Source organism: Protofrankia coriariae (assembly GCF_001017755.1).
GTDB lineage: Bacteria > Actinomycetota > Actinomycetes > Frankiales > Frankiaceae > Protofrankia > Protofrankia coriariae.
Window position 1 is genome coordinate 1 of the sequence record NZ_JWIO01000031.1, and the last position, 19,516, is coordinate 19,516.

Consider the following 19,516-nt stretch of genomic DNA (forward strand, 5'->3'; position numbering starts at 1 on the left):
GCGCTTTCGATACACGCCCTAGTAGCCGACCGCGACCACAACGCCGCGATCAACCTGCGTCAACTCGTCGCCGCCAGTACATCGGAGACGCAAAACGCCCGTGGAGGCGACCGTAAGACCGCGCTCGCGCGGCAGGTGCCCGTGAAGCGGGAACCCGGCACCGCGCGAGCGGGTCAGACCGGGAGTGCCTCACCGAACGGTGAGGCGGCATGAGCGGCGCTATCCAGCGCTCTCGCGCAACGGAAGGAGGACAGCGGCTCTGCCGGCAGCGGGTCGTCCCGATCGCCGAATCCTCTGAAGGCCAGTGAGGAGCGGCAACATGTGGCTGGAAGGATCTCTCTTTTCAAGGTTGCGCGAAAACGTCGGACCTGTGTGGCTTACTTTGGCTGTAAGCCAGGAGGAGGGTGCCATGCGGTCGAACGTGATCAGGCCCACCAGGGAGGAGCTGGAGGAGCGTCGGCGTGTGATCCTGGAGCGGATCGGCCTCACCGCCGAGGAGCTTCGCGCGCGGCGTGACGCCTACGACCTCGCGGGCGACGAGTTCGCGACCGTAATCGAGCTGGAGGAGATCGACTTTCTGCTTGGTGCATGATGTAACCCTATGAGCACGTTCCTGTCGGCGAAGGCTTGCGAGTTCGCCGCCGAGGTGCAGGAGCTCCTGGAAGCCACACTGCCCGGTAACCATGTGGTGAAGGCCGTCGAACAGGGAACACGGTTCGTGATACGGCCAGCAGGGGCCGACCTGGAGCCGGAGCTCGTCCAGCTCTATGCGAATCAGAGGGTCCTCGGCTCGTTACGGATCTCCTTCCATTGCGAGGTCGACCATCAGGGCCGCTATCTGGCGATTCAGTCCTCCCGGTTCGTCCTCACATCCGATCTTCACAGGGAGCCGCTGATCCGGCTTGACTTCGTCAAGGACTCGTATCGCTCGCCCAGCGCACACTGGCAGCTCCACGCCGAGCGAGGTGCTTTCAGCGCGTTCCTCGCAGACACAGGTGTCAAGGCACCTCGCAGCCTGTCGTCGCTGCATCTGCCGGTCGGAGGAGCGCGGATGCGGCCGTGCCTGGAGGACTTCATCGAGTTCCTGATCTGTGAGTGCGGGGTCGACGCACAACCGGGCTGGCGCGCCGCCATCTCGGCCGGCCGCGTCCGCTGGCGTCATCGCCAGATCGCGGCGCTGGTCCGCGATGCCCCGGAAGATGCGATCCGGGTCCTGGAAGAGAACGGCTATGTAGTCACTCCTGGTGGCGATGCACTTCGAGGAGACGACGAGAAGCTGACCCGTTGGTGACCGCCGACAGGGCAGGCACGTCGAAGTCCCAACTGGTGTCCGATCATCGAGGTCCCAGCCCGCGGTGTCCAAGTGGGGTCGGGTGGGACAGCGGATAAAATGGACATATTCGTTTCCTGTTGGAACCTCCGGTGTCGTCCGGTGGGCGGCCGAGCGCTGCAGGCGTTTGCTCCGGCTCAGGCGTCCTTGATCTCGTTATCGGTGTAGCCTGACGAAAAGATCTTGAAAAGGATCCGCTGAAGGGCCTGGTGAAGGCGGAACAGGAACGTCCGGCCGAGGGGTTGTGCGGGCTATGGTGACTCTTGGACCTGTTGGTATCGCGGCTTCTGGACTTTCGGCGGATCATCCCGACGCCGAGATCGACATCGCGCGGGAGGCGGAAGCCCTCGGCTACTCGACGTTGTGGCTGCCTGGCGGCCAGGGCAACAACCTGCCTGTCATCGGCCGCGTCGTGCGCGCGACGGAGCATATTCAGGTGGCCAGCGGCATTCTCTCGGTGGACGTGGTGCCGGCGCGCGAGGTGGCGCAGGCACATGCGGACCTCGAGAAATCATCGCCCGGCAGGTTCGTCGTCGGCCTCGGTGGCGCACACGGTGCCCGGCCGCTGCAAACGCTCAATTCCTACCTCGACGACCTCGACACCGAAGCCCCGGTGGTACCCGCGGCCGCACGAGTGCTTGCCGCGCTCGGCCCGGCGGTCCTCGCCCTCGCCCGCGACCGTGCCGCGGGTGCCTACCCCTTCCTGGTCACCCCGGAGTACGTCGAGGGGGCGCGGGCGACGCTCGGCGCGGACTCGGCGCTGGCGGTGCTGCTGTCGGTCGTGCCCGAGACGGATCCCACCGCCGCACGGGCCGCGGCCGCCGAACCGCTGCGGTTCCTCGGCACCGTTCCCGGCTACCGGCGCAACTTCCTCCGGCAGGGATTCACGGAGGAACAGATCGCGGACGTCGACGACAGGCTCGTCGACGCGGTGACCGCGTGGGGGAGCCTTGACACGATCGTCACCCGCGTCCGTGAATACCACGCCGCCGGTGCCGACCAGGTCGTCCTGCGCATAACCGCCGGCAACGATCCGTTCGAGGTCTGGCTCCGCCGGTTTGCCGAGGCGTTGCTCACCTGACGCGTTGCCACCCTGGCCCGGCTGTCTCGGCCCGGCTGGTCTGACCGGCTCCGGCCTGGCCGCCGGCCGGTCAGTCGGTCGCCGCGGCGGGCTGGTGCAGGAGGGGCCGGTGGGAGAGAACCGAGCGGAACATGGCCAGGCCGTCCGAGCCGGGGCCGGTCAGGAGTTCGACGGCGTGTTCGGGATGTGGCATCAGCCCGACGACCGTGCGCTGCGCGTTACAGATGCCGGCTATGTCGGCGACCGAGCCGTTCGGGTTCCCGCCGAGATAGCGGACGACGATCCGGCCCTCGCCCTCGAGCTCGGCGAGTGTCTCCGGGCTGGCCACGTAGCGGCCCTCGCCGTGCTTGACGGGGATAACCACCTCGTCGCCGGCGGTGTAGTCCGACGTCCACACGGTGGCGGTGTTCTCCACCCGCAGCGACTGGTCCCGGCAGACGAAGTGCAGGCCGGCGTTGCGGGTGAGCGCCCCGGGCAGCAGCCCGGCTTCGCACAGCACCTGGAATCCGTTGCAGATGCCGAGGACGGGCAGCCCGTCGCGGGCCGCGTCCACGACCGCGCCGATGATCGGGGAGAAGCGCGCGATCGCACCGGCGCGAAGATAGTCGCCGTAGGAGAACCCGCCGGGCAGGACGACCGCGTCCAGCCCGGACAGGTCGGTGTCGCCGTGCCAGAGCGGGACGGCCTCGCCGCCGCCGAGACGGACCGCGCGGGCGGCGTCCCGGTCGTCGAGCGAACCCGGGAACGTCACCACTCCAATCCGCCGGGTGACCGCCGCTGCGTCGCCGAAGAGCTCGTGCTGGTCGATGCTCATGCAGCCTCTCTCTCGCCGCGCCGTCGCTTCCCAACGCTCTGCCGCCCCGAGCCTATCGGTGACCACCTGGCCGTTTTATGATCGCTGCCGCTCCCTCGAGAACCGCCCACCGCGTGGCCGTCCCGGTCCGGCCCGGCCTGTCCCGTTCGGGCTGCCGGCGCTTCGTGCCGATGCCCGGGAGCGTCGGACGCGGGTACTAGCCTTGGCCCGTACCCGCCGTCAGGGCGCCGCCCCGCCGAACCCGAGGAGTACGCGATCGCCCGCCGACAGACCGTCCGTGTCCCTGTGCCGTCGTCCGCCGCGTCCGGTGCCGCCACCATCGGCCTGCCCGCCGGTGGCGCGGCGTTCGGGACCGGTGCGGGATCGGCCGCCGCCTGGCCGGAGCCGGGGGAGTTCCCGGCCGTTGGGCCGCGGTCCCCGTGCCCGTGCGGGTCGGGGCGCCGCTACAAGGCGTGCCACGGTGTGCGGCGGCGGCCCGCACCCGTTCTGCGGCCCTTCGCCGGCCGGGTCGACGAGCCGGATCTGGTGGCTCTGCGTGAGCTGGTGCCCAGCGCGACCGCCCCGCTGACGCTGGCCGCCGGTCACCTTCAGGAGCACCCTGAGCACGCCGGCCGTTCCATCATGCTCGGCACGATGCTGCCGCAGGCCGTGCCCGCGCTTGTCCGGGACAACGGTGAGATCCTGCTGGCGATGCAGACCGGTATCGCCAGCGACGACGCGGGCGCGGATATCGCCCGGGCGTTGCTCGAAGCTCTTGACGCCGATCCCGGCACGCCCGTCATCCCGCGGCCCGCCGCGGCGGGAAGCGCGCGTGGGGACGGCAGCCGGGCCGCTCCGACCCTGGCGGACCTGCTGGATCCCGCGCCGTTGGACATCACCGTCCACTCCGGGTTCACCTGGTGGCTCCCGCCGTCGGAGGACGGTGGCAGCCCGGATCCGCAGGTCGTGGCCCTGCTGGAGCGGGCGAACGCAGCCGTGGTCCCGACAGCCCGGCTGACCTCGGTGGACGCGGCCTACTGGTGCCGTCCGGGGGAGCGGGCACATCTGCGCTGGGTCCAGCCGTACGACGAGGAGCCACTGCTGGACGCCCTCACCCGGCTCGCGGCGGCCAACAGTCTTACCGTGGGCGACGGATCCCGTTTTGTCGGTTCGCTTCGGGTGGACGGCCTGGTCGTTCCGGTGTGGGATCTGGCGCCGGACGCCGACGCGGCGAGCTGCGAGGAAGCTGCCGCGACGCTGCGTGACCAACTGGAAAACGCGATTGCCAACCGCACCCCGCTCACCCCGCTGGAACGCCGGGTACGCGCCGGTGTGGTCGGCCGGACCCTCACCCTGCGCTGATGCCACCCAGCCCGCCCGACGACCTGCCCGGCGCGCCAGGCGCCTCCGGCGCGCCCAGTGCGTCCGACCCACCTGACCGGCCGGTGGCTGATGGGGCCCGGCCGCCAGCGTCACGGGACGATCATGATCGCACCGCCACCGCCACCGCCACCGATCGGTCGGAGCCGGTCGGTGGCATGTTCGACGTGGTCGTCGTCGGCGCCGGTCCGGCGGGGGCCAGCGCGGCCCGCGCGGCGGCCCGGGCCGGCGCCACCGTGTGCCTGCTCGAACGCGCCGAGTTGCCCAGGTACAAGACCTGCGGCGGCGGCCTGGTCGGCCTGTCGGTCGATCATGCCGGTGTCGATCCGTCGCGGCTGACCCGCGCGAGTGTCGACCAGCTCACGATCGCCATCGACGGTCGGCTGACGCGCACCCGCCGGCGGCCGGGCCGGCCGATGCTGTCCATGGTGATGCGCGCGGAGTTCGACCAGGCGCTGGTCGAGTCGGCCCGCGCCGCCGGGGCGGTCATCCGGACCGGCACCCACGTCACGGGAATACGTGAACACGACGCCGGCGCCGGCCGTGACATCGCGGCCGGCCGCGTCGCGGATGGTCACATCACGGACAGTCACGCCATAGACGATCATGCCATAGACGATCATGTGGTGGTGGCGGTGCGCGGTGGCCCGGACGTCGTCGCGCGGGTCGTCGTCGGCGCTGACGGCACGTCCGGGCGGGTCGGTGCCTACGTCGGGGTCCGTCTCGACCAGGTCGACGTCGGCCTGGAGGGCGAGTTCCCGGTCGACGCCGCCATGGCGCGTCGCTGGGCCGGCCGGATGCTGATCGACCTGGGCCCGGTGCCCGGCTCGTACGCCTGGCTGTTCCCGAAGGGCGAGATCCTCACCGTCGGTGTGATCGGCTCACGGGACGACGGCGGCGCCCTGCGCTCCTACTACGCCGACATGGTGCGCAGGCTCGGCCTGGACGGCGTGACGCCGCTGCACGACTCCGGGCATCTCACGCGGGTGCGGGCCGCGGGCTCGCCGCTGCGCCGCGGCCGGGTGCTGGTCGCCGGGGACGCGGCCGGCCTGCTCGACCCGTGGACGAGGGAGGGGATCTCTTTCGCGCTGCGTTCGGGACGGCTGGCCGGGGAGGCGGCCGCGCGGGTCGCCGCCGGCGAGCCGCGCGCGCTGGACGACTACCCCCGCCAGGTGGAGGCGGTCCTCGGCCCCGAGATGGACGCCGGTCGTGAGGTGCAGGCGGTCTTCGTCCGCCATCCCGGCCTGCTGTACACGTTCCTGGCCGCCGTCCCGGGTGGCTTCGGCCTGTTCGGACGGATCGTGGCTGGCCAGACCACGGTGGCCAACCAGTTGCGCCGGCCCGGTGTCCGCACGCTGACGGCGGCCATCACCCGCTGAGCGCACCGGACACGCTCGGGCAGGCCGCGGCCTGCCGGAAGCGTGCGGGCCGGCCGCCATCCGACCGGCGCCGCGGGCTGGCCGGTCCCTACCGGATCTGCTGCCGGACCTCCTCGACCGGTTCCAGCGGTCGGGCGGGAATCCTGGAAGCAGCGGGAGCCCCGGGAGCCTGGCCGGGCGGTTTTCGGCTTTCCAGCCCGAATCGTTCGGCGACCGCGCCGGCGATTTCCAGAAAAGCCTTCCTGGTCGCTTTCCGCATCTCCTCCAGAATGATGTTTCCGCCGACCGCCAGGTGCGGGTCGTAAGGTACCCGGACGACTCGGCGAGTGCGGGCGGCGAAATGCTGTTCGAGTGCGTCCAGATCGACCGACTCCCGGTTCACCGGGAAAGTCGAGATGACCGTCACCGCGTTCTTCACCTGCGCGGTGTACCCGTGCGCGTCCAACCAGTCCAGGGTGGCGCTGGCGGAGGCACCGCCGTCCGCGCTGGAACTGCTCACGATCACCAGCGTGTCGGCGAGTCCCAGGATGGCGGGCATGGCGCTGTGCAGCATTCCGGTGCCACAGTCGGTCAGCAGGATCGAGTGGTAGCGTTCCAGAATGCCGTCGACGGCGATGTAGTCGGTGTCCGTGAACGCCTGGGACAGCTCCGGGGCGTTGGCGGAGGCGAGTACCTCCAACCGGCTGGCGGCCTGCGACAGATACCTGCGCACGTCCACGTAACGGCTCACCGAGTCGGCATTGTCGAGCAGGTCCCGGACGGTGTTCTCGGATGTCCGCGGCACCTTGGCCCCGAGCGTCCCGCGGTCGGGATTCGCGTCGATCGCCACGATCCGGTCTCCGCGCAGGCTGGCCAGGGTCGAGCCCAGCCCCACCGTGGTGGTCGTCTTGCCGACGCCGCCCTTCAGGGACATGACCGCGATCCGGTGGCAGTCGTTCAGGGGCGTGCCGATGTGCTCTACCAGCAGGCGGTGGCGGGCCTCGTCGGCGGAGGGCCCCGGGTTGACTCTTCCGCCGGAAACCTTGAAGAGAATTCTGCGCCAGCCCCGGGTGGGGACAGCCGGCCGGGCCGGCAGCAGCGCACTGGTCATGAGCCGGCCGGACGTACCGTCGTCCGTTGCCGGCCGTTTCGGTTCTCCGGATTCTCTGAGATTTCCGGAACTTCCAGGATTTCCGGTGGCAGTCGGACCGAACTCCGGACCCGGTGCGCGTGAATCGCTGTCGGGGCTCTCTCGGTTGTTCCGCTCCGCGGGGACTCCGGTCACCTGGAAGTCGTTGTCGGGCGGCCGCTGGCTGTTTCTCCCCGCGGAGCCGCCAGTAACGTGAAAATTGTTGTCGGATGGCCGTCGGCTGTTCTGCTGGCCGCTGGCCGCTGGCCGGGGGCCGGGGGCCGGCGCCGGATACTCGGTGCTCGGATAAGGACTGTCGGGGTATGGGAAAGCCGTTCCGGCCGGACCGGGGAACGGCAGGCCGGGCTCGGGCTGGTGCCCGCCGCGCGGGCGCTCGTCGTCCGGGAACAGCGGATCCCCACCGGGCGCTGTCGGGAACGGCGCGGTGGACGGTCCCGACGGCGGTTCGGCCGCTGGAGGCGGTGGCGCTACGGCCGCCGGGTGCTGCGTGGACGCCGGCGTGTGCGGCGGCTGGTCCCGGTCCTGCTGCCCTCGTCCCCGGGGCCCCTGTTCCTGCCCTCGTTGGTCCTGCTCCGGGTGGTTCTGGCCGGGGAGCGGGGCGGCATGGTTGTGACCGACGTCCGGTGGCTCGGGAGGGCGCCGGGCCTCCCCGGGACGTTCCTCGTGCCGGAAGGGGACAGCGCGCGTGCGACGGTCGGCGGACGGGGGCGGCACGCTGGTGAACGTGTCCTGGTCGAACAACGGATCGTAGGTCGGTGGTTCGGGCCAGGGCCGGCCGTTCGCGACCGGTGCGTTCAAGGCTGCCGCGGTCGGCGCCGGTGCGTTCGGGACCGGCGGGGTTCCGGCGCCGGCAGCACCCGTACCGGTGATGTCCTGCGTCAGCCCGCTCACGGACACGCCGGGTGCGCTCGACGGCGGTAGGCCCGAGGGCGGCAGGGACACCGTGGACGCGGACGGCGCTGTGGACACGGACGGCGTGGACGGTGTGGACAGCGACCGTGCGGACATCGGGGACGGCGTGGACGGGGCAGACGGCGTGGACGCGGAGATGGGGGACGTCGGCGGCGCCGGCCGCGGACCGCCGCCGAGCTGCGGCCCCCACGGGTCGACCAGCGGATTGGTGGACGGCCGGGACCACGAGCCGGCAGCGTCCCCACCGGCATCCCGGGGCCCGGTGCCGCCGACCACGGGCCTGTCAGCCGGGGGCCTGCCCGCTGTGCCGCCGCCGGCCGCGCTCGGGCCCGCAGCGACGTCGTCCGTCGCGGTGTACCTGTCCACCACGGCGAAACCGCCGGGTACACCGTCCGACGCCGGTCTGCTCGGGCCGGGGGAGCGCCAGGACGAGGACGACCGGTAGGCCACCTCCGGCCACGCGCTGGTGAGCGGGTCGAAACCGCGTTCGCCGCCAGGTGGCGCGACGGGCGGCGGCGTTGCCCGGGACGGTGACGGTGACGGTGGCGGTGGTACCGGCGGCGGCCCGGCCGGCCCGGTGCCGGGGGAGCCGTTCACACCGGTGCGCGGCGGCGTGCGGCCGTTCATCAACTGCGGATCCCCGGTAGTGCCGGCCCGTCGCCCGGGCTCCTGCCGTGGCTGCACGGTGTACGAGGTCTCCCTGGTGTATGAGGTCCCGTTCGAGGTCTCGTTGCCCGACTCGACCGGATCCGGCGGAGGGTAGGAGCGGGACGATGACGGTGACATCGACTGTCACTCCCCCTGCAATCGGTTCGCGTCCACGGTGCACTACGTCCAAATCCCACTACCTTGACATATCGGCCGGTTCGGTTGCCCGATTGGGTCGCGGGTACCTCCGGACGCCGGCGGCACGCCCGGTGGGAGCCCGTCCGGTCGATCTCCCATCGTCCACGCCGGTCGATGCCCGCTGGACGCGGCTCAGGATGGCATGCCGGTCTGCGTGCTGTCGTCACCGGTGCCGGCGTCGTCCGCCATGCCGGTTTTACCCGTTCTGTTGGTGTTGCTCATGATGTGGACGTTGCTCGCGGTGTGGGCGTTGTCCGTGGTGGCGGTGTCATCCCTGAGGTCGGTGCCGCTGCCGCCGTCGCGGCCGGCCGTGGGAAGGGGCGCTCCGTCGGTGTTCAGCGCGGCCGCGGCCGCCGCCGCCAGGACCCGGCGGGTCGGCTGCCCCAGCCGGATGGCGGCCCGCCGCACGTCGTCCCATTCGGGCTGGGCGGTGACGGCCCGGCCGCCGGCAAGCATGCCGATCTTCACGGCGATGGTTTCGCCGCCCACGTCCACGGTGCGGAAGGCTCGGTCCAGGGCCCGCTTGCGCACCGTTGTCTCGCGCAGACCGAGGGTGGGGGTGTGCAGGAAGACCAGCCGCCGGACGGCGTCGGCGTGCGGGGCTCGGACGAGCACCGACAGGGTGTGCGCCGGACGGCCCTTCTTCATCAGTATCGGCGTCAGCCAGACGTCACGGGCGCCCGCAGCCAGGAGCGCGGCCATGATCTCCGGCCAGGCGCGTGGGTCGAGATCGTCGACGTTGGTCTCGATGAGCAGTTCGTCGACCGCGCCGGGAACGCCCGCGCCGGGAGCCTCCAGCGTGGCGGCATCCGGGACGGGAGCGTCCACCGCGACATCCGGCGCGAAGCTGTCCGGCGCCTGGGAGGCGTGGGGGAGCCGGGGGGCGCGGGCAAGAGGAGCGTGGGGAAGGGACGCGCGGCCGCCGGTCGCCGGCACCGAGATCAGCGGGCCTGGGCGCGGGGCACACCCCACGACCAGTCGGACGATGTTGGGCCGGCCCGGGATGTCGCGTCGGCCGGCGCCGACCCCGATCGCGCACACCCGCATCGGAGGGAGCGGGCCGGACGCGTCCGCATGGGCGGCCACGAGCGCCGCCCCGGTCGGCGTGCACAGTTCCACGTCCACCGGCCCGCCGTGGCCGGGCAGCCCAGCGGCCCGCAGCAGCTCCAGCACGGCCGGGCCGGGTATCGGCAGGACGCCGTGCTCGGTACGGGCCGATCCACCGCCGAGCGCCACCGCGGACACGACGAGCTGGTCGAGGCCGAGCGCGGCGATCCCGGCGCAGGCGCCGACCACGTCGGCGAGCGCGTCGAGCGCCCCGACCTCGTGGAAGTGCACCTCGTCGGCGGGGATGCCGTGGACGGCCGCCTCGGCTTCGGCCAGCGCGGCGAAGGTGGCCAGCGCGTGTTCGCGGACCGTGTCGGCCAGTGGTGCCCGGGTCAGCAGCCGGCGGACGTCCGGCCAGGTGCGGCGAGGCTGCCCGTCTCCCTGCCCGCCGGGCCGGCCGTCGCCGCCAGGGCCGTGATGATGGCGATGCCCATGATGATCTTTATGCGTGCCAGGTCCGGCGACGGGGGCGGCCGCGATGGTCCCGTCGCCCCCGCCGGTTTCGGCGATATCACTATCAGTGATCACATGGACGCGAGTGGCCGCCAGTCCCGCCCTGGACGTGCTGCTGACATCCAGCCGGACGGGAAGCCCCAGCGCGTCGACGGCCTCGCCGATGACCCCGGTGGGCCGGCCCATCCCGGCGAGCGCGCCGATCAGGGCGCCGAGCAGCATGTCCCCGCTCGCCCCACTGGACAGGTCGAGCCATCCGAGCCGTACCTGCCCGGCGGCGGGATCCGGCCCGGCGGGCTGGGCGGACCGGGGGTGGGCGGAGGGTGGTCTGGCGTCGGTCATCAGCAGGTCGGCCCCGAACGGCGGGTCGGGTTCGAGCGGGACGCTCGAGCCACGCGGAATGATCAGCGGACAGCGCGGACAGCGCGGACGGGACGGCGGGACGGCGGGTGGGAGGCGAGAAGGCTGATGCAAGGAACATGAAGGAACATGATGGAACGTGAAGGATGACGCAAGAAGGATAGAGCCGTCCCGCCGGCATGCGACGACGGTGGGTCACAGCCGGTAGCCGCGCTGCACCGTCACCTGGACACGCCCGTGTCCGGGGCGCGCACCCGGTGGCCCGCCTGGTGGCCCGTCCGGTGCCCGGCACCGGATGCGGCCGAAACACGTGGAAATCTTCGACAGCGGGTTTTGACCGGCCGAGCGTGGTGAGGGATGACACCATGACGAACCCCATCCAGGTACAGAAGTTCCTCGGCGGTGTGGACTATCCGGCGAACCGGGAGAAGATCCTCTCCGTCGCCCGGTCACATGGCGCCGACCAACGCGTCATCCAACTGCTGGAGAAGATCCCGGACCGTGTGTACGAGGGCCCGAACGCGATTTCCAGGGAGATCGGCGCGAATTGAGCGTCGGCCTGGTGGCCATGGGCTGCCGGCCAGCCGGCCGACGTCCACCGGCGAATACCGGGCCACCGGGGTGAATGCCCACGCGCCCGAAAGATCGCAAAGCCGGCGGTGAGCGCCGGCGGGTACACCGGCACGACCGAGAAGTGGACACGCGGCAGACCCGTCCGGATATCGGCCGGGTAGTTTTCCGGATCGTTTGTTCGGATTACTCGTTCAGATTATTGCCCGGTGGGCGTTGTTGCCCGGTGGGCGCTGACTCGACACAGGCGGCCGTCCGAGCGCCGATCCGCGTGATCTGAAGATCCCGGGCCGGTCGACGACTCGCAGGGCGGGCCAACAGCACCTGCGGGTCCCCAACCCCCGAAACCCCGAAGACGTCCGGTGGAATCCGGTCCTTCACGGGCTGGGGGGTGGGCTTGGAGGATGCCCTCCGGGCAACGTGGCCACCACGCGCAGGACGTCCGCTGGCGTTATCGAGGCGAGGCCCTGCTCGGTGCCGGTCGCGGCGGAACCGTTCCGGTCCGCGGCTCCCCGCTCCCCGGACCACAGCGCGACATGTTGGCCGCGGTCGGGCGGTGGTCCCCACCGGGCCGGTGACACCGGTCCGAACAGCAGTACGGACGGCGTCCCGTAGGCGGTCGCGAGGTGGCCTATCCCGGTGTTGGCCGCGAGCAGCAGCGACCCGGCGGCCACCAGCGCGCACAGTTCGGGCAGGTCGATCGATCCGGCGAGCACTGCCGCCGGGGGCAGGCCGGCATCCCGCGCCACCGTCCGCGCCAGCTCTGTCTCCTCCGGCCCGCCCGTCACGACCACCTGGTGGCTGCTGGTGGCGAGTGCCCGCGCCACCTGAGCCCACAGCCGCGCCGGCCATCGACGGACCGGGTGCGCGCCACCTGGATGCACGATTATCGCACCACCGACGACCGGGGGGATGGTCGGCCGGGGCAAGGAAAGATCGTTTGGATCGCACGCGACCCCGTGTGCCTCCAGCAGCCGGCACCATCGCGCCACCTCGCGTTCCTCCCCGGCCTGCGGCTCCCGCGGGTCGCGGTGGTGTTCACGCGGGGCGTGCTGCCTGTTGCCGGCTCGATGTTCGTCCCGATCCCAGGACACCCCGCCCGCCAGGTCGAAGGCCCACAGCTCCGCTGGCGCCGTCGCGCGCAGCACCTGCGTCGAGGCCGGTCCCCGGCCGTGCAGGTTCACCGCCAGTGCCGGCCGCTGAACGGCCACCGGGCCGAGTTTTGGTGTGTCCACGACACCGTCGACCGCCCCGGACAGCAGCGCCACCGGTTCCAGCCAGCGTGGCGTGGCAAGCAGGATTCGCGCGTCCGGCCGGGCTCGGCGCAGGCCGCGCAGGGCGGGCAGGACGGTCAGCAGGTCGCTGAGGCCGAGGGCACGCAGCGCGACGACCGTCCCGGCCGGGCCGCGGCCACCGGCTGGGCGGTAGCGGGACAACCGGTAACGACCACTGTCACGACTGGTCACAGGTAGGGGTTCTCCAGTGGTGGGGATGGTTGGACGCACGATGCTCCGTCCCGATCGGCTCCGTCCCGATCGGCCCCGTCCCGATCGGGAAGCGTCCCCGCGGGGACCGGTCCGGGGTGTCCAGGATCAGGAGCGCACTGATTATTACCCAGAGTCGCAAGTGGTTCGCATGGTGACGTGGCCATGCGTCCGGAGTTTCCCCGAGAATAGCGAGGGAAACTATTATTACTCAGAGTGTCGATCTTTTGGGATGCCACCCCGTCCGGAGCCGGGCGAAAGCCATCTTCCGTTCGGCTCCTCGCTTTTTCTGTTCTTGTCGGATCCCCCTCGGTTGCGTGTATACCGGTCGAAAGGGGCCACGGGGGAGGCTGCGGGAGCGGTGTATGACGGCCCGCTGCCGCGGCCGCTGCCCGGCCGGCGGCTTTCACCGGTCCCGCCGTCTTCGACAACGGTCTTCGGTGACGGTTTTCGGCGACGTTGCGGTTTTCGACGGCGTTGCCCGGGGAAGGCTCCCTGAGCATGTTCGCGCGGTGCGGAACCAGTGTGCACCTGTTCCGCCGGGTCTGGATGCCGGGTCTGGACATCGTCGGGCTCGGTCCCGCTGGCGGCGACGCGCCCCGGGACGCCGGCCGTCGCGCTGACCGGTCACGGGGCCGGCCACGGATACATCCGAGGCGCTTTCCCTGCGGGGGCCGGGCGCGGGGGACGCTGTCGGCCAACTGGCCCGCTCGCCGACGCGGCCTGTCGACATGTGGCCTGTCGACATGGCCGTCGGCGCGGCCCCCGGTTCTACCGTCGCTCCAGGCCTGGCTCGCACGGGCTCGGCCTGCCACCGCCTGCCCCTTCCCGGCACGGCGGACCGGGGCCGCCCGCGAGACCGGAGCCGCCCGCTGGCCCACGGGACCGCGCGAATCCCGCCCGCGGCCGCCGGGTGGGGAAACCCGGCGCACCCCGGGTCTACCGCCGAACACACCGCACCCCGGCCATCGCCGGCCCATCGCCGAGCCGAAGGGAGACGGACAGAGGAGACGGACAAAGAAGTTCTTGCAACGAGAAAAATCGGGACATTTTCCGCAATCTTCGCTCCGGGGAGAACTCTTGAGTGTTTTCGACAGTCTCATGCACGGACTCGACGAAGGCGACCGTGACCGGGCGCTGGATCTGATCAGGGACCGGATCAGCCAGGAACGGCACCGGGCCGAAGGCGGCGATGCGGTGCGCCGGGTCGACCGGGGGACCGGCCTGCGCCGCGGCAGTGCCGGTGGCCGCCGCATTCCCGCCCGTCGGGATTCCCACCGCCGAGAGCACTGACCGGCGCGCGGCCGCGACGCGGCCCGGACGGAACCCCGCCGGCTCGCGTGAGCCCGTTCCGAACACCCCAGGAGAGCCCGGAAGCGATCCGGGCGAAACACCCATCCGAACCGACAGCGGACCTGAACAACAGGGACCCGAACAACAGACCCGAACAACAAACCCGAACAAGGGACCCGAACACGACAGTGAACCCGAACAAGACGGAGTACGTGAGGACCGGTACCGGACATGACAGGAAAGAACATCGACGAGATGCGGCGGGACGTGCCCTCGACGGTTGCCCGATCCGACGACAAGGCGGTGCGCACCTGGAAGGAGACCCATGACAGCGCGGTCGGGACCTACGGCGAGGGGGTGCGGGCGCACCGGACGGCGTTCGCCACGCTCAGGCGCACCCACGAGAAGGTCGGCAACCACTGGGAGCCGAAGCACGACGCCGGCCCTTCGGACCAGCGGCCGGTGAAGCATGCCTCGGCCTCGAGCAGGGACACCGGCTCGTCAGGCCACTCGCCAGGAGGTCACCCGTCAGGCCATCGGACGGCGAAGCGGCCCCCGGCCCCGGGCGGGACCAGGCTGACCATCGAGGCCGTGGACGAGAACGCCCCGGTGCGACACCTGCGCGAGGTGGCCCGCGAGCTCGACATCCCCGGCCGCTCGACGATGCGCAAGGCCGACCTCATCAGAGCCATCAACCGAAGCCACCGATAAGAACAGCCGTCACAACAGCCCTCTTGTGATTGTTTTCAGCTGTGCGTCGCCGGTCAACGCCGGCGACGCACAGCTGCTTTCCACCTACAACCTACGTCCTACGGCTGCCGGCCGTAGCCATGGATGGCCTCCGACGGATTCCAGCCGTCAGCCGTAGGTGGTTTCCGTCGTCATGACAACGTTTTTCACCTACAGGCGCGGAAGCCGTAGGTGGAAAGGGTCGTCATGACAACGGTTTCTGCCTACGGCTGTGGCTGGGGGGCGCTGGCCACTGCCGAACGGCGGGCGACACGGGCGGCGAAGATGCCCGCGCCGAAACCGTTGTCTATGTTGCACACGGCGATGCCGGGAGCGCATGAGGTAAGCATGGCGAGCAGTGCGGTGAGCCCGCCGAAGGACGCGCCGTAACCGATGCTGGTCGGGACGGCCACGACCGGTGTGCCGACCAGTCCGCCGATCACACTCGGCAGGGCTCCCTCCATGCCGGCGATGACGATCAGGCAGTCGGCCTCGGCCAGCCGGTCACGGACGGCGAGGACGCGATGCAGCCCGGCGACCCCCACGTCCATGATCGTCTCAACGCCCACCCCGGACGCGCGGGCGGTCAGCGCGGCCTCCGCGGCGACCGGGGCGTCCGACGTCCCGGCGCAGACGACGACGACCCGGCCGCGGGCCGCGGGCAGCGGACCGATGGCAACCGTGGCCGCGGTCTGCGAGATACCGGCCGCATGACCAGCGAAGACTGAGTGGCTGGCGTGGCCGACCGGGTGATTGGCGGCGGTGTGGTTGGTGGTGCTGGTGTGGCCGGCGGTGTGGTCGGTGGTGGCAGCAGCGGTGTGGCCGGCCGTGGCGGAGAGCGCGGCGAAAGCTCCGCCGGGTGCCTCGGCCGGTGTCTGCGCGGACGTCGTGAGCTCGTTCGGCCAGCGCGCCCGCAGCGCCGTGACGGTGGCGGCGTCGGCCCGCGTGACCAGCGTCGGACGGCCGGGGCCAGCGGTCCGCCGCAGTTCGGCGACGATGCCGACCGTCTGCGCCGGGGTCTTGCCGGCGGCGTAGACGACTTCCGGGTCGCCGGTGCGGAGTCCGCGGTGGGTGTCGACACGGGCGTATCCGAGGTCGGTCCAGCCGCTGCCGTCGCCGAGCGGGCCCGCGGCCAGGCGCGCCAGAGCGTCGTCCGGCCCGACCGTGCCGGAGGCCACGGCGTCCAGCAGGAGCCGCACATCCTCCGTATCCATACCGCCGACCCTACGGGTCCGCCGCCTGATCTCCGCCGCCTCCTCGCGCCGACGGCTCGCCCATGCCGCCGCTGCCCGGTCCGCTGGAGCGGTCAGGCGCTGGGGCGGTCGGGGGCCGGCGGAGCGGGGCCCGCGGATGCGATCCGTCACCGGATCGTAGGATCGTCGAGGTGAGACGCGCGGAGCTGGCGATGGGCCCGGTCTCGTATACCGGGTGTCCGCTCATCCGGTGTCCGAGACCCCGTACCGTTGGGAGATCCGCTGGGGACGCGTCCGGGCTCTTCTCCTCCCGGGTACGGCCGGGCCTCTCCCGGGCACGGTCGGGGCTGCCGCGATGTCCGTTGCCCCGGTGACCGGCTCCGCCCCGGGGACGCTGCCCGCCCCGGCGGTCCCACCCCGTCCAAGTGGAAGGCTGTCGGCATGACATCCGGAAGGTCGTCGGTATGACGTCAACGACGCGTCTGGTCTATCTGGGGCCGCCCGGCACGTTCTCCGAAGCGGCGCTGATGACCCTTCCGATCGCCGACAGGGCCCAGCTCGACCCGCTGCCGAACGTGGCGGCAGCGCTGGACGCGGTCCGTCAGGGGGACGCCGACGGGGCGCTCGTCCCGTTCGAGAACTCGGTCGAGGGCTCGGTGTCGACCACTCTGGACGAACTGGCCAGCGGTGATCTGCTCCAGGTCACCGCCGAGGTCGTGCTCCTGATCCGGTTCGCTCTGCTGGCCCGGCCCGGGACCGTGATCGATGCGGTTCGCACGGTTTCCAGCCATCCGCACGCCCAGCCGCAGTGCCGCCGGTGGCTGGCCAAGAACCTGCCCGACGCGCGGTGGGAACCGTCGTTCAGCAACTCCGAGGCGGCGCGCCGGGTGCAGGCCGGGGAGGTCGACGCCGCGCTCGCCGGCGCCTTCGCCGCCCCCCGCTACGGACTGTCGGTGCTGGCCGACGACGTCCAGGACGTCGACGGGGCGCAGACGCGGTTCGTGCTGGTCACCCGCCCGGCGCCGCCTCCGCCGCCCACCGGGTCCGACCGCACCACGGTGGTGTTGTTCGAACGGGACGACCATCCCGGCGCACTGCTGGAGATACTGACCGAGTTCGCCGTCCGGGGGGTCAACCTGACCCGGCTGGAGTCCCGGCCGACCGGCGCGGGGCTGGGCCGGTACTCCTTCTCGGTCGACTGCGAGGGGCACGTGTCCGAGGCGCGGGTCGGGGAGGCGTTGTCGGCCCTGCACCGCGTCTGCGCCGAGGTCCGGTTCCTGGGCAGTTATTCGCGGGCGGACGGACGGGCCGGGGTGGTGCGGCCGAGCACGTCCGACGATGCCTTCCACGAGGCGGCGGTCTGGCTGTCCGGTCTGCGCGGGGATACCCGTGCCCGAAGCACCGACGGATCCTGAGGCCCGCCAGGAATGACGGCCGGTCAACCACGCGCCCTGCCCTGACCAGGAAAACGAGGGTGGAAATGGCTGCGGTGGCAGCGGTTTGTTCCCTCACTCGCATGATTCGACAGTGCTTCTACAGTGCTCGGTCACGCGTTTTTGATCGGTTGCGGGACGGGTTCGCGTTGCTTGGTCGGCTTCCTGGTGGCCTGTGGATCCGAAGTGACACGTCATCTCCGGATCATCATGGTGGGTTGTCCGGGACGGGACGGGACGGGGCCGGACTGGACCGAGAATGATTACTGTCTGTGACGTCCGATTGGCCCGGATGATGATCGCTTGTGCCGTGGTCCGTGCGTGTTCTCTCCCGCTTCTCTGTCGGGTCGCGACACTTCGACACTTTTTTGTGTTACCTTGAGTTACATTCTCGCTACCAGGAGAGTTCGCCCGGGTGGGCGAACGAGTTGCCTCACCGACAGGGAGGCCAGGGAGTGCGGTAATCATGATCAATACTGGCGAGCTGTTCCTGCCAGTGCCCCGGGAGCCTGGGCCAACGGGGCCAACCGGGCCAACGGGATCGGTGGAGCCGGTCCGGCGGGAATTCCTGCCGAGTGGGGAGTCCCGCGAACAGCCGTGTGAAGGGCAGCCGCACGAAGGGCAGCCGCGGGAGGAGCCGTCGCGCGAGGAGCCGCGGCAGGGGCCCGGTCGCACCGCTTCCGGTCTGCCGGCCGGCCCGGCCGGCACGTGGCCAGCGGTGCTGGACACCGCGCGGCTCGCTCCGTCCACCCCGCCGGTCATGCCGGTCGCGATCCCGGCGGCCCGCACTCCTCCAGATGATCATTTGGATACCCGCGCGGTACCGGCGCCGCCAGGCCACACGAGCCTGCCGGACGAGCTGGCTGCCGGGTTTTCCGGGGACTCCCCCGCGGACGGGCAGCCTCCGCTGCCCGAGCCGGTGGCAGCCGCGGACCCGCCGATGTCCGACCGCAGGCAGTTCCACCTGTATGCCGGCGCCGCCATGGTGGGCGCGCTCCTCCCTGACACGCCGCTCGCGGATCTCGTTGACGTGCACGGCACGACCGCGCAGGCCGCGATCGCCCATGCCGAGGGACAGCTGGCCGAACTGCTCGGTACCCACGAGCAGACCTCGCCCGCCCAGGTGGTCACCGAGACGCTCCGGCTGCGGCACTACCTGGACCAGCTCGCCCAGCGTCAACTGACCGCCTCGGATGCCCGCCGGCTGCGCATCGCCGCTGGCCGGGCCACTGTCCTGCACGCCGACGCCGCTTTCAAGCTGGGTGAGCCCGAGGTCGCGGGGGCCCTGGCCGCCGCTGGTTTCGCGGCCGGAGAGTGGGCCGGGGACGGCCCGTTGCGAGGGTCCGCGCGTGAGATCGGGGCGGTCACCGAGTTCTACGGCGGTCGTCCGGACGTGGCCCTGCGACTCGCCCGGGACGGGCTGCGGTATGTCAACGCGGGCCCGGTGCGGGCTCGGCTGGTCTGCCAGGAAGCCCGCGCGCTGGCCGCGCTCGGTGACGTCCGGGGCGCCGCGCGGGCGCTCGACCTGGCCTACGAGCTCGCCGACATGATTCCCGTGGAACAGTGGGGATCTCCGGGGCCGGGTTTCGACACCTTTCACCCGGTCGAGGTCGCCTACAACGCGACCACGGCGCTGTGCCTGCTCGGACGGTCCCGCGCCGCCGAGGAACACGCGCAGCTCGCCATCCCGCGGCTGGACGCGATGAACGCGCCCGGGTTCCGGTCGGTGATCCGTCTTGATCTGGCGTTGGCGCTGGCCCGTCAGGGCCGCCTCGAGCTCGACCGGGTATGCGCGCTGGCCACCGAGGCGATCTCGATCTCCTGGGGACGCGCGGTGGCGTCGGCGTCGAACCGGGCCGACCAGTTGCTCGCGGTGACCCGGGCGCACGGGGAGGTCCGGGAGGTCCGGGAACTCGCCGCGTACGTCCGGGGGTGGCAGCGGGAAGGCCAGCGACAGCCAGCCGGCCCGGACGCGGCTGTCGCCGGAGCGGACGCTGCCGGCACACAGGCTGCCTGCACACAGGCTGCCGGAGCGGCGGCTGCC

The 19,516-nt window shown here is 71.4% G+C and carries 16 protein-coding genes and 1 pseudogene; 12 read left to right on the plus strand and 5 right to left on the minus strand.

The window, feature by feature from the left end:
* The 4 genes and pseudogenes from FrCorBMG51_RS31640 to FrCorBMG51_RS17505 all read left to right on the plus strand — a co-directional run.
* Positions 1-213, plus strand: a pseudogene (locus FrCorBMG51_RS31640) (IS607 family element RNA-guided endonuclease TnpB); the annotation flags it as partial.
* 196 nt (positions 214-409) lie between these two features.
* A complete protein-coding gene (locus FrCorBMG51_RS17495) occupies positions 410-592 on the plus strand; it encodes a hypothetical protein (protein WP_047224143.1) in 183 nt (60 codons plus the stop codon).
* Positions 593-601: 9 nt separating this feature from the next.
* Positions 602-1,291, plus strand: a complete 690-nt coding sequence (locus FrCorBMG51_RS17500) for a hypothetical protein (RefSeq protein WP_047224144.1) — start codon at positions 602-604, stop codon at positions 1,289-1,291.
* Positions 1,292-1,583: 292 nt separating this feature from the next.
* The gene (locus tag FrCorBMG51_RS17505; RefSeq protein WP_047224145.1) at positions 1,584-2,411 is read left to right on the plus strand and encodes a TIGR03620 family F420-dependent LLM class oxidoreductase; all 828 of its coding nucleotides are present in this window, start codon (positions 1,584-1,586) and stop codon (positions 2,409-2,411) included.
* A gap of 70 nt (positions 2,412-2,481) precedes the next feature.
* On the opposite strand, the gene purQ is transcribed toward FrCorBMG51_RS17505, so the two are convergent.
* Positions 2,482-3,225, minus strand: a complete 744-nt coding sequence (gene purQ / locus FrCorBMG51_RS17510; protein ID WP_047224146.1) for a phosphoribosylformylglycinamidine synthase subunit PurQ — start codon at positions 3,223-3,225, stop codon at positions 2,482-2,484.
* Between the two features lie 285 nt (positions 3,226-3,510).
* Here purQ and FrCorBMG51_RS17515 point away from each other — a divergent pair, with 285 nt between their 5' ends.
* Together FrCorBMG51_RS17515 and FrCorBMG51_RS17520 are read left to right on the plus strand one after the other, a co-directional pair.
* The gene (locus FrCorBMG51_RS17515; protein ID WP_076844294.1) at positions 3,511-4,566 is read left to right on the plus strand and encodes a DUF5926 family protein; all 1,056 of its coding nucleotides are present in this window, start codon (positions 3,511-3,513) and stop codon (positions 4,564-4,566) included.
* Positions 4,567-4,742: 176 nt separating this feature from the next.
* Positions 4,743-5,963, plus strand: a complete 1,221-nt coding sequence (locus FrCorBMG51_RS17520; RefSeq protein WP_047224173.1) for a geranylgeranyl reductase family protein — start codon at positions 4,743-4,745, stop codon at positions 5,961-5,963.
* 88 nt (positions 5,964-6,051) lie between these two features.
* Here FrCorBMG51_RS17520 and FrCorBMG51_RS28490 read toward each other — a convergent pair whose 3' ends face one another.
* Positions 6,052-7,053, minus strand: a complete 1,002-nt coding sequence (locus FrCorBMG51_RS28490; RefSeq protein WP_139342397.1) for a MinD/ParA family ATP-binding protein — start codon at positions 7,051-7,053, stop codon at positions 6,052-6,054.
* 907 nt (positions 7,054-7,960) lie between these two features.
* On the opposite strand from FrCorBMG51_RS28490, the gene FrCorBMG51_RS17530 reads away from it, so the two are divergent.
* Positions 7,961-8,449 carry a hypothetical protein gene (locus FrCorBMG51_RS17530; RefSeq protein WP_157180552.1) on the plus strand — a complete coding sequence of 163 codons (489 nt, stop codon included), beginning with the start codon at positions 7,961-7,963 and terminating at the stop codon, positions 8,447-8,449.
* A gap of 21 nt (positions 8,450-8,470) precedes the next feature.
* Positions 8,471-8,767 carry a hypothetical protein gene (locus FrCorBMG51_RS17535; protein ID WP_047224148.1) on the plus strand — a complete coding sequence of 99 codons (297 nt, stop codon included), beginning with the start codon at positions 8,471-8,473 and terminating at the stop codon, positions 8,765-8,767.
* 215 nt (positions 8,768-8,982) lie between these two features.
* On the opposite strand, the gene larC is transcribed toward FrCorBMG51_RS17535, so the two are convergent.
* The gene (gene larC, locus FrCorBMG51_RS17540) at positions 8,983-10,752 is read right to left on the minus strand and encodes a nickel pincer cofactor biosynthesis protein LarC (RefSeq protein ID WP_052914788.1); all 1,770 of its coding nucleotides are present in this window, start codon (positions 10,750-10,752) and stop codon (positions 8,983-8,985) included.
* A gap of 383 nt (positions 10,753-11,135) precedes the next feature.
* Here larC and FrCorBMG51_RS17545 point away from each other — a divergent pair, with 383 nt between their 5' ends.
* Positions 11,136-11,321 (plus strand): DUF2795 domain-containing protein, encoded by a 186-nt coding sequence (locus FrCorBMG51_RS17545; RefSeq protein WP_013871714.1) that lies wholly within the window; start codon positions 11,136-11,138, stop codon positions 11,319-11,321.
* 396 nt (positions 11,322-11,717) lie between these two features.
* On the opposite strand, the gene FrCorBMG51_RS17550 is transcribed toward FrCorBMG51_RS17545, so the two are convergent.
* Positions 11,718-12,806: a glycosyltransferase family 9 protein gene (locus tag FrCorBMG51_RS17550; RefSeq protein ID WP_052914789.1), complete on the minus strand. Its 1,089-nt coding sequence runs from the start codon at positions 12,804-12,806 to the stop codon at positions 11,718-11,720.
* A gap of 1,098 nt (positions 12,807-13,904) precedes the next feature.
* On the opposite strand from FrCorBMG51_RS17550, the gene FrCorBMG51_RS17555 reads away from it, so the two are divergent.
* Together FrCorBMG51_RS17555 and FrCorBMG51_RS17560 are read left to right on the plus strand one after the other, a co-directional pair.
* Entirely contained in the window at positions 13,905-14,117 is a 213-nt protein-coding gene (locus FrCorBMG51_RS17555) for a hypothetical protein (protein ID WP_139342396.1), read from the plus strand.
* 231 nt (positions 14,118-14,348) lie between these two features.
* Positions 14,349-14,828: a ChaB family protein gene (locus FrCorBMG51_RS17560; protein WP_047224151.1), complete on the plus strand. Its 480-nt coding sequence runs from the start codon at positions 14,349-14,351 to the stop codon at positions 14,826-14,828.
* Between the two features lie 242 nt (positions 14,829-15,070).
* Here the strand turns inward: FrCorBMG51_RS17560 and larB are convergent, their stop codons facing one another.
* Positions 15,071-16,060: a nickel pincer cofactor biosynthesis protein LarB gene (gene larB / locus FrCorBMG51_RS17565; RefSeq protein ID WP_047224152.1), complete on the minus strand. Its 990-nt coding sequence runs from the start codon at positions 16,058-16,060 to the stop codon at positions 15,071-15,073.
* Positions 16,061-16,503: 443 nt separating this feature from the next.
* Between larB and pheA the strand changes: the two genes are divergently transcribed.
* Positions 16,504-17,454, plus strand: coding sequence for a prephenate dehydratase (gene pheA / locus FrCorBMG51_RS17570; RefSeq protein ID WP_047224153.1), 951 nt, complete (start codon positions 16,504-16,506; stop codon positions 17,452-17,454).
* Positions 17,455-19,516: the final 2,062 nt, after the last annotated feature.